Here is a 14,999-nt window from a genome sequence, read left to right on the forward strand (position 1 = left end):
AACGATGATGGAAAAGAAACCCATTACTTCTTCGCTTCGAATGGTCGGCGGGCAATTGCTTGAAGCACGCCAAGCTGCCATTGAAGCTCAGGGACAAGGCCCACACCGCATGGAAATGGTGTTGTCCGTGGATGGTGTGATCTACATCAACGATTCGAAATCTACGTTCTTGGATGCGACCTTGGAAGCGCTCGGTAACATGGACCAACGCGTGGTGTGGATCACCGGTGCATGGAGCGACGAGATGGCCCAAAGCCAAGTGGTTGAGCTCATGCAGGAACATGTTAGTGCAGTAGTGCTCTTCGGTCCGGTAAAAGAAGTGCAAGGAAAAGAGGATGCTCAAGTGTTCCATGCGAAGGAATTACGTACTGCTGTTTTTCTAGCAAGAGAATTGGCAAAGGATGGAGAGGCCGTGCTTTTCAGCCCTGCTTGCCCGAGCGGAAATGGTTATGCGAATTACGAAGAGCGCGGCGCTGAATTCAAACGCGCAGTAAGGGATCTATAGTCAGCGGAACTGGATCAAGAATTGAGAACGAAAAACCATCCAACGAACTGAAAACCCTCTTAAATAAGCTTCAAGGAGATCGTGTGATCTGGATGACCGCTATGATATTGGCCGTTATCAGTTTGCTGGCGGTGTACAGTTCCATCAGCTCACTTGCCTTCAAAAGGGAAGGTGGTTCCACGTTGCATTTTCTAATGAAACATGGGATCATGTTAGTGACCGGTGGCGTGATCATGTATTACGCTTCCATGCTGAAGTACAGCATGTACTCGCGGCTTTCGCAATTAGCGATCAGCATCGTTGCAGGCTTGTTATTGCTTACGCTGTTGCTCGGTTCGAATATCAATGATGCCAGTCGGTGGATCACGATACCGATCATTAACCAAAGCTTCCAGACCAGTGATCTGGCTAAGGTGGTATTGATCGTTTACCTCGCTCGTGTCATCGGAAAACAACAGGATAAGGAATGGACGTTCCGCGATGTGCTGGTGAACCTGATGGTTCCCGTAGGAGTGATCTGTGGTTTGATACTTCCTGCAAATTTCTCGACGGCGGCGCTCTTGTTCCTTCTCTGCATGATCATCATGTTCATTGGCGAAGTACCGATCAAATGGTTGCTCGCTATCGTAGGCTTGGCTGTGGGTTCATTCGTTCTGTTGGTCATGGCGAACGAAGCCTTGGAGTTGGATGTTTTGCCGCGTGTAGAGACATGGACAAACCGTGTTTCCAATTTCGGAGGTGATGATCGCAACGCGAATTATCAAGTGGAGCATGCCAAGATCGCGATCGCTTCCGGTGGGCTGTTACCGAACGGACCAGGAAGTGGTAATTCCCGGAACTGGTTGCCACATCCTTATTCGGACATGATCTACGCATTCATCATTGAAGAGTACGGAAGTATCATCGGTGGATTGGGGTTGCTATTGCTGTATTTGATACTCCTCTTCCGAGCGGTCAAGATCGCCGGACGGTGCGATAAAAAATTCGGATCGCTCGTTGCAGTTGGACTCAGTCTGATGTTGGTGCTGCAAGCCATGATCAATATGGCCGTTGCTGTGGACCTTGTTCCGGTAACAGGTCAGCCGTTGCCTTTGGTGAGCATGGGAGGAACCAGCGTTTGGTTCACCTGCCTTGCCATTGGCATTGTTCTCAGTGTAAGCCGAAGTATAGACGATATTCAGATCATAAAAAAGGATGCAAAACCTCGGACAGCCGTCGCTTAAGGGAGACCTTAGGGTGATGATCTCCGGGGGTGGTACCGGCGGTCACATCTTCCCAGCCATCGCAATTGCAAATGCAGTGCGTGAGCGGGAAAGTGCTGCCCAATTCCTGTTCGTTGGTGCCGAAGGAAAAATGGAAATGGAGAAAGTTCCAGCGGCAGGGTTTAAGATCGAAGGCTTGCCGATCCGCGGTTTTCAACGTGGTTCAATTGCAAAGAATCTGTCGCTTCCATGGCGTTTGGTCCGGAGTATGATGAAGGCGCGTTCACTGGTGAGAACATTCAAGCCGGATGTTGCGGTGGGTGTTGGTGGTTATGCCAGTGGGCCGGTCCTCGCTGCGGCGCAACGTATGAATGTGCCGACGTTGATCCAGGAGCAGAACAGTTTCCCCGGCAAGACCAACATATACCTCTCCAAACGTGTGGATCGAATTTGCGTGGCATACGCAGGAATGGAAAAATACTTCCCGAAGGAAAAAGTGTTGTTGACCGGAAACCCGGTTCGACAAGAAGTGGTTCGTCTCACTGGTAAAAGGCTAAGGGGCATGGAACTATTCGGGTTGCAAGAAGGAAGACCGGTGCTCTTTATAACCGGCGGATCGCTTGGAGCACGCGGGGTGAATAAGGGCGTGGAAGCGGCCTTGCCTAAGTTCAAGGAAGCTGGTATCCAAGTGATCTGGCAAACAGGAACGCCCTATTTCGAACAAGCACGGAAGGCAGCCGCTGATCTTGGCTATGATGATTGTAAGGTCATGGAATTCGTTACCGGAATGGACTACGCATATGCTGTGGCAGACCTGGTCGTAGCTCGTGCCGGTGCGATAAGTGTAAGCGAATTGTGCCTAGTGCAAAAACCTGCGATCCTTGTGCCGTTACCAACCGCTGCGGAGGATCATCAAACGCATAACGCAAGGGCGCTGACCGATCGAGGAGCGGCTGTTCTGTTGAACGATGCGGATGCAGTGGAAGAACTTGGAAAGACCGTACTGGGTCTAATGAACGATACCGAAGCATTGGAGAAGTTGCGAATTGCGATCGCCAGCATGGGCACGCGCAATGCCGCCGAAGCGATAGCAGTTGAAGTAATACGATTGGCACGCACCAAATGACCGAATTGAACGGATATAAATTCTTTTTCATCGGTGTCGGTGGCATCGGTATGTCAGGTCTTGCACGCTATTTCCGTAGGCGAGGTGCGGAAGTGGCTGGTTACGACCGTACCCCAAGTGAAATGACCAACGAGTTGATGCGCGAAGGCGTTTCCGTACAATTCAATGAAGACCCACGTTCCATTCCGGAGGAATATGCGAACGCTCCAGCGAACGAGATCCTTGTTGTGCGTACACCAGCCGTTCCTGCGGATTCGCGGTTGTTGAAGTATTGGCAGGACCGTGGTGCCAAGATCATGAAACGCGCCGAAGTGTTGGGATTGGTAACGGCGGAACGAAGAACTGTTGCTGTGGCGGGAACGCACGGAAAAACAACGGTCAGTACCATGTTGGCCCACTTGCTCACCGTCGGCAAGGTGAAATGCAATGCATTTCTCGGCGGAATAGCCGCCAACTACGGGACGAACGTTCTACTGAACGATGATGCGATAGTGAACGTCGTTGAAGCGGATGAATATGATCGCAGCTTTCTGAAGCTCTGTCCAAGTGAGTCGATCATCACGGCAATGGATCCAGATCACATGGATATCTACGGTACGCCGAAGGCCATGTTCGATGCCTACACCGAATTCGCGATCCTTTGTGATGGTCCATTGTTGGTGCATGAAAGCATTGCTGACCATTTCAAGGAGCGTTCCAATGTGATCACCTATGCGCTTACAGGCTCCGGGTCCCCGCGTGTTGAGAACCTCCGCATAGTGGGTGGCAAGTATGTTTTCGACCTTTTCGCGGAAGGCCGAATGATCAAGGACCTTGAACTGGGTATGGCAGGCAAGCACAATGTGGAGAATGCGATCGCGGCTTCCACTGTAGCACTCCGCCTGGGAGTTTCTCCTGACCATTTACAACAAGGGCTGGCATCATTCCGAGGTGTGGCACGTCGTTTCCAAACACGTGTTTCGAATGAAAAGGTCGTTTATATCGACGACTATGCCCATCACCCTAAGGAACTGGATGCATGCATAGCCAGTGTTCGTGAGCTCTATCCGGGTAAGCGTATCACCGGGATCTTTCAACCTCACCTTTTTACACGCACACGGGACAATGTTGAGGATTTCGGTAAGAGCCTAGCGCAATTGGATGAACTCCTGTTGCTCGATATCTACCCTGCTCGGGAAGAGCCCATCCCAGGAGTTACTTCCGATTGGTTGTTGAAACATGTTCCGATGGACGTGAAAGAATGCATCAAGAAAGAATCACTTTTGAAGGAAATTGATTCACGCCATGTGGAGGTCGTGCTGACCATGGGCGCCGGTGACATCGACAGTTTGGTGGCCCCGCTCGAACGTCAGCTCAATCAACGCTACCCATGAACAAGCTCAGGAAAATAGTTCGGCCACTTATGATCGTGCTCAGCGCGATCAGCGTGGTGGTCATGCTCGGCTTCGTGGAACGGACCTCCGATGGTACCCTTATTTCGGACCTGAAGATCACCGTGATCGGCGATGAAGGCGTTCATTTCATTGATGATGTCGGTGTTCGGCGCCAAGTATTGGATCAAGGTATCGCGGTACTTGGTTCGCCGATCGGTGAATTGGATCTGCCGATCATTGAAGAACGACTGCGCGGCCTACCCTGTGTTTCGCAAGCAGAAGCACATCATACCATGGATGGCACGTTGCACGTAATGGTAAAGCAACGGGCACCTGTGGTACGTGTATTCAATGCTGACGGTACCAGTTTCTATATCGATCAGGAAGGGATCACCATGCCGATCGATCCGAATTATACCGCGCGTGTGCTCGTTGTCACCGGTGCGTTGAACGAACCCGGTGCAACGGATGGTGTCCGATCCGTATTCGCTACGGACAGTATCGTGGATCGATTCCGTTCCGATGATATCCATCGACTGGCCATGTTCATTCGTCAGGACGCTTTGTGGAACGCTCTTATTGATCAGGTTGTTGTAAAGAATGATGGTGAATTCGAGCTGATACCAAAGATCGGTGCACAGCGTATCCTCTTAGGCGATGGTTCCGAATTGGAACAACGATTCGCCAAACTCAAGATCTTCTACGAAAAAGGAATTCCGAAAGCCGATTGGAGACGTTACGACAGGATCGACCTGCGTTTCGCTGACCAGGTCGTCTGTACTAAACGCACTACACCCTAACCGTTCCAACGACCCTAAACACCCGCATTAGAAATGGATCAAGAAAATCAGAAGCTTAACGAGCACCTTGATATCGTAGCCGGCCTCGATATCGGTACCACAAAGATCGCCTGCATCGTGGGGCGAAAGAATGAACAAGGCAAGATCGAGATCCTCGGGATGGGGAAAGCGAAATCAGACGGGGTGAGCCGTGGTGTTGTGGCAAATATCCAAAAGACGGTGGAGAGCATAACAGCTGCAGTGAAAATGGCCGAGGATAGCGCTGGTGTCGAGATCACCACCGTGAATGTGGGTATTGCCGGACAGCATATCCGTAGCATGCAGCACCGCGGTATGAAGATGCGTGAGAGCAACGATGAAGAGATCACGCAGAATGATATCGACCTGTTGATCGATGAGACCTATCGTTTGGTAATGCCGCCGGGTGAGGAGATCATTCACGTGTTGCCGCAAGAATATATCGTGGATAACGAGCAAGGGATCCGTGACCCGATCGGTATGTCCGGAATTCGCATGGAAGCCAACTTCCACATCATCAGTGGCCAGGTGACCGCTGCGCGTAACATCAATAAATGCGTACACCGAGCTGGTCTGCATGTTACCGAATTGATCCTGGAACCACTGGCAAGTGCGGATGCTGTGCTAAGCCAAGAGGAGAAGGAAGCTGGTGTGGTGCTTGTTGATATCGGTGGTGGTACAACGGATATCGCGATCTTCTTCGACAATATCATTCGTCACACGGCGGTAATTCCATTCGGTGGTAACGTGGTAACGGAAGACATCCGCCAAGGTTGCGGGATCATGCGGGATCAGGCTGAATTATTGAAAACGAAATTCGGATCCGCTCTTGCAGCAGAGAATAAGGAGAACGAAGTTGTATGCATTCCCGGTCTGCGCGGTCGCGAACCCAAGGAGATCAGCTTGCGCACGTTGGCTGAAGTGATCCAAAGCCGCATGGAAGAGATCATGGAACATGTGTATTTCGAGATCAAGAACAGTGGCTTGGAAAAACAACTGATCGCTGGTGTGGTGTTGACCGGTGGTGGTGCACAATTGAAGCATTTGAAACAGCTCGTTGAGTACATGACCGGCATGTCCACACGCATCGGATACCCGAATGAGCACATTGCGAAAAGTGCGGTTGAAGATGTTACAAGCCCCTTGCATGCAACTGGTGTAGGCCTTGTTATGAAAGGCTTTGATTATCTGGAGCGCCGTCGCCCACATGCGGCCGATGCGCGTAACCCAATGCGCAGATCCGCTAGCACCGTTAAAGAACATTCCGAACCAGGTAGGATCGGTTCATTCTTTAAGTCAGTCCTTTCAGGTGCAAGTGAATTGCTCAAGGACGACGAGAACTGACCTACTGAAAGACCCGCAATTACACTCCAAAAAAATCCCCCAGAAGTCATGAAATTCGATCTTCCAAAAGAACTAGGCTCCATTATCAAGGTGATCGGTGTGGGCGGTGGTGGCAGCAATGCCGTTAACCACATGTACACGCAAGGAATTGCCGGCGTGGACTTCATCATTTGTAACACGGATCGCCAGGCGCTTGATATAAGCCCAGTGCCGGTGAAACTCCAACTCGGTGTGAACCTCACCGAAGGGCTCGGCGCTGGTGCAGTACCTGAACGTGGTCGCGATGCGGTCGGAGAGAATATCGACGAGATCAAAGAACTCCTCGGCAAGCGTACGAAGATGGTCTTCATCACAGCGGGTATGGGTGGTGGTACCGGAACCGGTGCAGCTCCCGTTATCGCTGAGATCGCTCGCGAAATGGGCATCCTTACCGTTGGTATCGTTACAAGTCCTTTTCAATGGGAAGGTCGCCGACGCAAGCAACAAGCCGCGATCGGTATCGAAGAAATGCGCAATGCCGTTGATACCTTATTGGTGATCAACAATGATCGGTTGCGGGATCTTTTCGGGAATTTATCACTGGATAATGCCTTCGAGCATGCCGACAACGTACTAACGACCGGTGCAAGGGGTATCGCCGAGATCATTACCATGACAGGTAAGGTCAACGTTGACTTCGAGGACGTACGGACCGTGATGACCCGAAGCGGTGTAGCCATCATGGGTATGGCCGAAGCCGAAGGTGAGGACCGTGCTGTGCGCGCAGCCCATGAAGCATTGGCATCACCACTATTGAACGATAACAATATCGAAGGAGCCAAATTCGTATTGCTGAACATTACGCACGGTACGAACCCGGTGCAGATGGATGAGATCAGTGAGATCACTGAGCACATTCAAGAAGCCGCTGGTAGTAGTGCCGATGTGATCTGGGGATATTGCAAGGATGAAAGCCTTGGTGAGAAAGTGCGCATCACCATTATTGCAACCGGCTTTCCAACACATCCAATTACAGGAGCCATTGCTACTGAACAGAACACCCGTACCGTGATCCCATTGGATGCGGATCGCCCGACCATGATCACGCAACCGATCGTCAATCCTGTGCAATCAAATGCAACCGTGGTCCCGGAAGAAAAGTTGGATCGTTCACCTAGTACCAAGGTAACGGAGGAGCCTTACCTCAAGCAAGTAGAACCGGTATCGGAGCCAACGCCAATTGCACAGAGCAAGATCGAATTCATCATCGATCAACCACCTGTGCACACCAACAAACCTGTTGAAGCGAAAAAGGAGCCAGCACCCGATACGGAAAAAAAGATGCACAACTTATACGGCGATACCGTGAAGAACGGATCCGTAACGGAAACGCCGGTGCCACGAACCGAAGTGCAGGAGGCGCGTCTGTCCCACGATGAACATCAGAACCGCGTAGAACAACGTGTTGCACATGTTCGCGAATTGAACATGCGCTTGCGCACGCCGAACGGGTTGACCGATCTGGAGCGTGAGCCGGCCTATAAGCGCAAGAACATTCAGTTGAACGATGCCAAGCCGAGCACCGATTCCAATGTGAGCAGGTACACGCTTAACGAGGAGATCGATGAAAATGGCGAACGTCGTGTAGAACTGAAGAAGAACAACAACTACTTGCACGACAACGTCGATTGATCGATCGTGGCAAGAACGCGCAAACTAAAAATGGGACTGAAGGAAAGGATCGATGCTGACATCAAAGCAGCCATGCTTGCCCGTGAAAGGGACAAGTTGAATGCTTTGCGCGCAATAAAAAGTGCGATACTGCTCGAACTTACAAAAGGAGGGAGTAGTGAGGAACTGGATGAAGCGGTCGGTATGAAGATCCTACAGAAACTTCATAAGCAACGGTTGGAGAGTGCGGCGATCTATATCGAACAGGATCGAAAGGATCTTGCCGCCGAAGAGGAAGTGCAAGCGAAGGTGATAGAAGCCTATTTGCCGCAACAGATGAGCCAGGAGGAAGTGGCTGATGTTGTGCGTGAAGTGATTGCTTCGACAGGTGCGAAAAGTATGGCGGATATGGGCCGAGTAATGGGTGAAACGAATAAAAGATTGGCCGGTAAGGCTGATGGAAGCGCTATTGCGGCGCTCGTAAAAGAACTGCTCAGCGGGGGCTGAGCAGGGTTAGGTTAGGGTTGAATGAAAAGGCGTGTCCAAACCGGGCGCGCCTTTTCGCTTTATACCATTTCGTCTTATGAATCGACTAAAGTTGTGTAGCAATTTTTTGATCAGGCGATCAAGAAAATCTTTTCATATCCAAAGCTATGGAACTATTTTATTGAGAAGCATGGTCGGAAAAGAGCGAGCAAATTGGTCGAGACTGTATGACGAAATGGTATTATGTGTCCCGTCCTAGAATAGGTTGACACAATTCCGCTATACAATGGAAGACTCAATTAGCCATAGGACAAGACGAAACCAACTTGATCATTTCGACTACATTCACCAAGCAAACAGCATAATTTTCTTCCTCATGAATAGCATGACCTACGCTTGGTTCTTTGTGATATGTGCCTCCATTAGTGTGAATGTTGCACCACAGGATCCGCTTATACCATCGGATAAATATGGTGAAGAAGATAGTAAGCATACAACGTTCTGGAGAAACAATGGACAGATCATCGGCTCTGAGCAACTTGCTCAGGCTCCGTTGGTTTTCGATAGTACAGGAAGACAGATATTGACGAGTTCAATGTCAAGAACCAAAGAAGGTTTCATAGTTGACCTTGATGCATTGTCTGATGGGGCGTATGTGATCACCTTCAACGGCGCATTTGGTGCAAAAGCACTCGTGTTGCATTGATCAAGCCATGAGAATTATTCTCTTGTTTTTTGCTTTGGTGATAGTAGTTGCTGCTAAGTCTCAGGATCTATGGGCACCAGCTGGGCATCCAGGTAGTTGTGCATACATTCAGAGGTTGTATGCCGACACGGCGAATGATGCGCTTTATGCAGGCGGGGAATGTACATTCAACGGAACGAACAATGACAATGCGTTGTATAAATACCAAGATGGTGCTTGGTCAACTATTGGGATCTTTGACCAGTCTATTCGATCTATAGTGAATTACCATGACACGATCATCGTCAGTGGGGGTTTTAGCACGATCAATGGTCAGCCACATGAGTCCTGCGTGTATTTGTATGATGGGGAATGGTATGACTACGGTGCGTTCGTTGGTTCGCCGTTTCACCTAAAGATATTAGAAGATGATCTCTACTTGGTTGGCGGATTCATTTATATCAATGATGGTGACACCGCTAAGGGAGTGGCGAAGCGTGTTGGTAACCATTGGGAAGCCGTGGGTAGGTTGCAAGACGTACTACCAAACAATAGCCCGATGGTTATGGATATTGCCATCTTCAATGATGAGATCTATATCTGTGGAAATATTAGCTCCACTACAACTTCAAGTGATTTTTTCAAACTCGAAGGCGATGCATGGGTACCTGCAGCGAGTACTGGATTGTACGGTTCGTTTGCGGTGGGCAATGCCTTGGAGGTGTACCAGAATGAGCTTTATATAGCAGGTGGTATACACATTAGCGAGGGTAACATAGGCGAAGGTGTTTTGAAGTATGATGGGGTAGGGAGTTTGCAACCCGTAGGCACCGGACTACAGGATATGGACAACGGGCAAGCGCTGTATGTAGTTGCAGAGGATATGGAGGTACATGATGGAAAACTTTTCGTTGGTGGGGTGTTTTGGCATGCAGGCAATGTGCCCGCATGGCGCATGGCGACTTGGGATGGAAATAAATGGTGCGGGCTAGGCGGCGAGATCGAAGGTCGCGTAGAGACCATTGCATTCTACCATGACACACTTTTCTATGGTTCGCAAAGCAACCCCAACGTGGATGGGGTTTTTACCAACCATATGGCTCGTTACTTGGGTAGTACGTACGCCGATACATGCAGCCTACCCGTGGGTGTGCCCACGGAGTTTACAGTACAAGAACAACTGGTCATTTGGCAAGGAGGTGGCGCTGGCACCTTACAGATCAGCGGATTCAAGAAAGGCGATGTGCTTTACATTCATGATGCACTTGGCCGCCAGGTACTATCATTGAGCATGATGGAGAATGAGCACTATGTAACGCCTCCTCTGGTGGGTGGTTCATATATCGCTTCAAGGGTTGGCAAAAATGGTCGAACGAATTCGACCCGGTTCGTTGTGTTCTGATCCGTTCATGAACCACAGGTAGTTCCGGAACCACTATAAAAGCGAAAGGCCCGCTTTCGCGGGCCTAACGTGCGTTACCAAAACGCGCTTACTTCTTCTTGGCCGCTTTTCTTTTCGCTGCCTTTCTAGGAGCTTTGCGAGCTGCTGGCTTAGCTGCCTTTTTAGGGGCTGCTTTCTTAGCCGCTTTCTTAGCTGCCTTTTTAGCTGCCTTTTTTGGGGCTGCTTTTTTAGCTGCTTTTTTAGCTGCCTTTTTTGGGGCTGCTTTTTTCGCTGCCTTCTTTGCTGCCTTTTTAGGGGCTGCTTTCGTCGCTGCTTTCTTTGCTTTCTTAGCCATTGTTTTGGAGTGTTTCCCCAAACGTATGGCAGTGAAGTTATCAGTGAGCAAATCAATGCATCCATATTCCAACGCTGCAATGTTGATATCGCCCATCAACATGATCGAATTGATTCGTTGGATTCATTTGCGATTGAAGAAAACCCTTGCTGTTCCTAGTGTTCTATTACAAGCTTGAATCCAACACCATGCACATTAACGATGTTTACTTTCTCATCCGTTTTCAGGTACTTTCTTAATCGACTGATGAAAACATCAAGTGAACGTCCAAGAAAATAGGTGTCATCACCCCATACCATATTCAACACGAGTTCACGCGGAAGTACTTGTTCCTGATGCATGCACAACAACCGAAGAACATCGGCTTCTTTCTTTGTCAGTTTCCGTTCCTCGGTCGGGTGGGTCAGCGTCAGATTCCGAAAGTCGAAGGTGTATTCACCGAGTTCGAAATGTTCGCGATCGCGCGTTTCCGATCCGGTGCCGGATGTTCTACGCAGTATGGCTTCAATACGAAGTACCAGTTCTTCATGACTGAATGGTTTCGTTAGATAATCATCGCCGCCTGCTTTGAATCCTGCTATGCGATCCTCGGTCTGGCTCTTCGCCGAGAGAAATACGATCGGTACTTCGGCATTTATCAAACGTATGTCCTCCGCAAGACTGAATCCATCCTTATGGGGCAGCATCACATCCAGAACACAAAGGTCATAAACGTGCTCATTGAAATGTTTAAGACCATCCTTCCCGTCTCTGCTGAGATGGACGGTATAGCCCTTACGTTTCAATGAGTCCTGGATCACGAAGCCAAGGTTCTGATCATCCTCTACTAGTAAAATGGTCTCTTTTCTATCGGTCATGTTCATGCTGTTGGAGTGCGTTCTAGTTGCTCCTGCTTGGCGAGCGGAAGCGTCAATGTAAATACGCTGCCACGTCCCAATTCACTTTGGACAGTGACCTTGCCACAATGTTCCTTAGCGATCTGTTTCACGTAGTGCAGGCCAAGCCCGAATCCTTTTACGTTGTGCACATTGCCGGTATGCACACGATAGAATCGTTCAAAAATGGTATCCAGTTCAGCCTTTGCTATGCCAATGCCTTGGTCATGTATGCTCACACTTACGTTGCCGTTCGCGCTGTTCAACCGGATCTCTATCGTAGCATTATCCGGTCCGTACTTCAACGCATTGTCAAGCAGGTTCGCAACGGCATTGGTCAAGTGTATTTTGTCACCAATGACAATGTGAGGACCATCATTCGCTATCAGCTCAACATGCACGTTGCGTTCTTTGGCTGGGAGCCGGAACAGATCCAGTAGGTCGTTGCCGATCATGTCCAGATCCACACGCTCGTGTTTGATCTTCAGATTACCCTTTTCCAATGTTGAAAGCTGAAGGACCCGTTCCACTTGAATGCGAAGACGTTCATTTTCACTGCCAATGATCCGCGCATATTCCCGTAAGCGATCCGGTTCATTGATGATATTCGGGTCGCTGATCACTTCACTGCTCAATGCGATCGTACTAATAGGCGTCTTTAGTTCATGCGTCATGTTACCGATGAAGTCATTCTTCATCTCACTCAACTTGCGTTGTTTCAAGATCACCCAGACGCTATACGCGAAAAAACTGAATACGATCAACGTTACGATCGCTGGAAAGATCCAGGTCCAACGGCTGGTGTCCTCTTTCCAATAACTGACCTCGCGGTTCGGAAAGAACACACCGAAATAATGACCGTCCTTGTCCAGCTTCAATAACTCAGAATGCGGCACTGTATCCGTATTGACGCTATCCACGGAAACATAGTTGCCATATACAATGCTGTCCGTAAAACAATCGTAAACGCCATATTCGAAATCCTCCTGGATGTTACGACGGCTGAACTCTTTCCGCAACATGGCTTCTAAGAGGTATGGATGTACGGTGTCGTTGATGGTAACGGCGAAATAATTAGGTCGCACTTGTTTTACCGCATCGTATAGATCGGTCGGGTCCTGTGTAATGGATAGGATCTGTTCCGTAACATCGGTAAGCGCCATCACTACCCGATCATTGAACTGTTTTTCCAATTGCGACGCTTGTTCCTGGTTCAATGCCGCCTGTTCCTGTTGGTTCAATGCTGCGACCTGTAGCCAAAGGAGCTGTGTCACGATAACGCCGATCACGCTCAACGTAGCCAATAACATCAACGTTCCTATGGCTTTTCGACCCATGCTCCTATGCTACTTCCGTTAGTGCAATGTTACACAGACGATAATACGTTCCGGTCGGTATTAACATCGGTTTTACTTTCGCACCTGGTTACACCTGCCATCCCGCAACCGCATTTCCGTGACACAACGCTCCTTCCATTTCGCAATTGCCGGTATAGTGCTGGTCACCATAGCGGGGGCCGGATTGGATGTTATGGAGGTGGATGCTGCCCAATACGCTGGTATGTCCCGCGACATGCTTGCAAGTGATAATTGGACGAAATTGTATTTCAGAGGGCATGATTATCTGGACAAACCACCTTTGTTGTTCTGGCTTTCGGCACTGTCCTTCAAGTTATTTGGAATAAGCAATTGGAGCTACAAATTGCCGAGCATTCTTTTTGCTTTTCTGGGTCTGGTCGCGACTTACCGCTTCACGTTGCTTTATTCGTCCCGAGAGGTCGCTCGAAGTGCTTCACTCATGTTCGGTGGTAGTGCGGCATTTCTCTTAATGACGAACGATGTGCGTTGCGATACCATATTGACCGGTTCCGTAATGACCGCGATCTGGGCTGGTGCAGCGTGGATCGAACAACGCCGATGGTGGCAATTGGGGTTGTGCGCCATGGCTATTGGTGCAGGTATGTTGGTCAAAGGACCAATGGGCATAATGGCGCCGTTGTTGGCGTTGATCGGACATATCGCATTCGCCAAAAGATGGGATGTATTCCGTGATGCCCGATGGTTGATCGGTATTCTCGTGATCGGAATTCTGCTTATCCCAATGTGTATCGGGTTATATGAACAGCACGGAATACAAGGACTGCGGTTCTATTTCTGGGAACAAAGCTTCGGAAGGATCACCGGCGAGAATCGTTGGAAAGATGATTCCAGTTACTTCTACTTTACACATGAAGTACTATGGCAAATGTTGCCTTGGACGATCTTTATTCTCGTCGGGATCCTGGCCTCGGTCAAGGAAGTGGTTGAACGGACTGCGCGCGAATACTTCACTATTTCGGGTATTGTACTTGTTTTCGTGGCGATCTCTTTGTCTCATTTCAAACTACCGCATTATTTGTACGTAATACTACCGTTGCTGGCGGTACTTGGTGCTAGGGCTTGGCATTCGGCCCGATCTGCTTGGCTCTTTCGAACACATGGAATAGTGGTGATCCTGGTCTGGAGCTTGACCGTCGTTCTGGCCGCATGGTCGTTTCCAAATGGGTCGGTTCCGTTCATTGCGTTGATGCTCATCCTAGTGGTAGTGGCAGTCCTGATCCTGCACAGAATGGCGGATCGATCCGGTCTGTTCCTTGCCACATTCTGGATCATGATGGGTATCGGTATCACCGTCAATGGTCATGTTTATCCACAAATACTACACTACCAAGCAAATGCACAAGCTGGTAAGTGGGCCGCAGAGAACGGCTATGATCGAAACCATTTTTTTGGGATGCATCTGAGCGGGACCGCATTGGACCTTTATGCTGGGTTTCCAGTGAAATGGATCAGTAATGTTGGGGAGGCAAATGATGTTATTGGGCCCGGTGTTGCAGTGTATACGGATGTAATTCATCGCGAACAATTGATACAAGCAGGGTTCAGACCGAAGAGCGAAGTGGTCCTCCAGAATTATGAGGTGCAGCTCATGGGATTCGATATGATCGATCCTATAAAGCGGTATAAGGCCGTTGAGGCTCGGTTTATCCTGATCTATTGATCATTTGGCCTATTTGAATGGGTATCGGCGCGTTCCAGCCTTGTCATAGCTGGATCGATCTATGATACTGAACGGAGGCATTCGTCGAACATTTTTATTATTGAATCGATCAAAAACCGTAGTTTGACGACAAATTCCTAAATTGGGGCACTCGATCGAA

14 protein-coding genes are annotated in these 14,999 nt (G+C 49.3%); 11 read left to right on the plus strand and 3 right to left on the minus strand.

Going from position 1 to position 14,999, the window contains the following annotated elements; genetic code table 11:
* Window positions 1-4 precede the first annotated feature (4 nt).
* From IPF95_06995 to IPF95_07040, 10 genes are all read left to right on the plus strand, one after another.
* Window positions 5-505: a hypothetical protein gene (locus tag IPF95_06995; protein ID MBK6474443.1), complete on the plus strand. Its 501-nt coding sequence runs from the start codon at window positions 5-7 to the stop codon at window positions 503-505.
* Window positions 506-552: 47 nt separating this feature from the next.
* On the plus strand, window positions 553-1,728 hold the full coding sequence (locus IPF95_07000) for an FtsW/RodA/SpoVE family cell cycle protein (protein ID MBK6474444.1): 1,176 nt from the start codon (window positions 553-555) through the stop codon (window positions 1,726-1,728).
* Window positions 1,700-2,833, plus strand: coding sequence for an undecaprenyldiphospho-muramoylpentapeptide beta-N-acetylglucosaminyltransferase (gene murG / locus IPF95_07005; GenBank protein MBK6474445.1), 1,134 nt, complete (start codon window positions 1,700-1,702; stop codon window positions 2,831-2,833). Before IPF95_07000 ends, murG begins: the two co-directional genes overlap by 29 nt.
* Window positions 2,830-4,206 carry a UDP-N-acetylmuramate--L-alanine ligase gene (locus IPF95_07010; GenBank protein MBK6474446.1) on the plus strand — a complete coding sequence of 459 codons (1,377 nt, stop codon included), beginning with the start codon at window positions 2,830-2,832 and terminating at the stop codon, window positions 4,204-4,206. Before murG ends, IPF95_07010 begins: the two co-directional genes overlap by 4 nt.
* Entirely contained in the window at window positions 4,203-5,006 is an 804-nt protein-coding gene (locus tag IPF95_07015; protein MBK6474447.1) for a hypothetical protein, read from the plus strand. Before IPF95_07010 ends, IPF95_07015 begins: the two co-directional genes overlap by 4 nt.
* Before the next feature lie 33 nt (window positions 5,007-5,039).
* Complete coding sequence (ftsA, locus tag IPF95_07020; protein ID MBK6474448.1) at window positions 5,040-6,368, plus strand: cell division protein FtsA; 1,329 nt, start codon at window positions 5,040-5,042, stop codon at window positions 6,366-6,368.
* Window positions 6,369-6,416: 48 nt separating this feature from the next.
* A complete protein-coding gene (gene ftsZ, locus IPF95_07025; protein MBK6474449.1) occupies window positions 6,417-8,039 on the plus strand; it encodes a cell division protein FtsZ in 1,623 nt (540 codons plus the stop codon).
* A gap of 30 nt (window positions 8,040-8,069) precedes the next feature.
* Window positions 8,070-8,525 (plus strand): GatB/YqeY domain-containing protein, encoded by a 456-nt coding sequence (locus tag IPF95_07030; GenBank protein ID MBK6474450.1) that lies wholly within the window; start codon window positions 8,070-8,072, stop codon window positions 8,523-8,525.
* Between the two features lie 355 nt (window positions 8,526-8,880).
* Window positions 8,881-9,210, plus strand: coding sequence for a hypothetical protein (locus tag IPF95_07035; GenBank protein MBK6474451.1), 330 nt, complete (start codon window positions 8,881-8,883; stop codon window positions 9,208-9,210).
* 7 nt (window positions 9,211-9,217) lie between these two features.
* The gene (locus IPF95_07040; GenBank protein MBK6474452.1) at window positions 9,218-10,591 is read left to right on the plus strand and encodes a hypothetical protein; all 1,374 of its coding nucleotides are present in this window, start codon (window positions 9,218-9,220) and stop codon (window positions 10,589-10,591) included.
* 88 nt (window positions 10,592-10,679) lie between these two features.
* Here IPF95_07040 and IPF95_07045 read toward each other — a convergent pair whose 3' ends face one another.
* From IPF95_07045 to IPF95_07055, 3 genes are read right to left on the minus strand one after another with little or no spacing between them, the layout of a single operon-like run.
* Window positions 10,680-11,027: a hypothetical protein gene (locus IPF95_07045; GenBank protein ID MBK6474453.1), complete on the minus strand. Its 348-nt coding sequence runs from the start codon at window positions 11,025-11,027 to the stop codon at window positions 10,680-10,682.
* A 53-nt stretch (window positions 11,028-11,080) separates the two neighbouring features.
* The gene (locus tag IPF95_07050) at window positions 11,081-11,782 is read right to left on the minus strand and encodes a response regulator transcription factor (protein ID MBK6474454.1); all 702 of its coding nucleotides are present in this window, start codon (window positions 11,780-11,782) and stop codon (window positions 11,081-11,083) included.
* Window positions 11,783-11,784: 2 nt separating this feature from the next.
* A complete protein-coding gene (locus tag IPF95_07055; protein MBK6474455.1) occupies window positions 11,785-13,137 on the minus strand; it encodes a HAMP domain-containing histidine kinase in 1,353 nt (450 codons plus the stop codon).
* 118 nt (window positions 13,138-13,255) lie between these two features.
* Between IPF95_07055 and IPF95_07060 the strand changes: the two genes are divergently transcribed.
* Window positions 13,256-14,839, plus strand: coding sequence for a glycosyltransferase family 39 protein (locus IPF95_07060; GenBank protein ID MBK6474456.1), 1,584 nt, complete (start codon window positions 13,256-13,258; stop codon window positions 14,837-14,839).
* The last annotated feature ends 160 nt before the right edge of the window (window positions 14,840-14,999 follow it).

The sequence above is a fragment of the Flavobacteriales bacterium genome, assembly GCA_016704485.1.
Taxonomy (GTDB): Bacteria; Bacteroidota; Bacteroidia; order Flavobacteriales_F; family PHOS-HE28; genus PHOS-HE28.

Excerpts from the sequence above, each read along its gene's own strand:
- murG (MBK6474445.1), top strand. The coding sequence starts at position 1,700 with ATGCAAAACCTCGGACAGCCGTCGCTTAAGGGAGACCTTAGGGTGATG.
- IPF95_07015 (MBK6474447.1), top strand. The coding sequence starts at position 4,203 with ATGAACAAGCTCAGGAAAATAGTTCGGCCACTTATGATCGTGCTCAGC.
- ftsA (MBK6474448.1), top strand. The coding sequence starts at position 5,040 with ATGGATCAAGAAAATCAGAAGCTTAACGAGCACCTTGATATCGTAGCC.
- IPF95_07045 (MBK6474453.1), bottom strand. The coding sequence starts at position 11,027 with ATGTTGATGGGCGATATCAACATTGCAGCGTTGGAATATGGATGCATT.
- IPF95_07050 (MBK6474454.1), bottom strand. The coding sequence starts at position 11,782 with ATGACCGATAGAAAAGAGACCATTTTACTAGTAGAGGATGATCAGAAC.
- IPF95_07030 (MBK6474450.1), top strand. The coding sequence starts at position 8,070 with ATGGGACTGAAGGAAAGGATCGATGCTGACATCAAAGCAGCCATGCTT.
- IPF95_07035 (MBK6474451.1), top strand. The coding sequence starts at position 8,881 with ATGAATAGCATGACCTACGCTTGGTTCTTTGTGATATGTGCCTCCATT.
- IPF95_07040 (MBK6474452.1), top strand. The coding sequence starts at position 9,218 with ATGAGAATTATTCTCTTGTTTTTTGCTTTGGTGATAGTAGTTGCTGCT.
- IPF95_06995 (MBK6474443.1), top strand. The coding sequence starts at position 5 with ATGATGGAAAAGAAACCCATTACTTCTTCGCTTCGAATGGTCGGCGGG.
- IPF95_07055 (MBK6474455.1), bottom strand. The coding sequence starts at position 13,137 with ATGGGTCGAAAAGCCATAGGAACGTTGATGTTATTGGCTACGTTGAGC.
- IPF95_07010 (MBK6474446.1), top strand. The coding sequence starts at position 2,830 with ATGACCGAATTGAACGGATATAAATTCTTTTTCATCGGTGTCGGTGGC.
- ftsZ (MBK6474449.1), top strand. The coding sequence starts at position 6,417 with ATGAAATTCGATCTTCCAAAAGAACTAGGCTCCATTATCAAGGTGATC.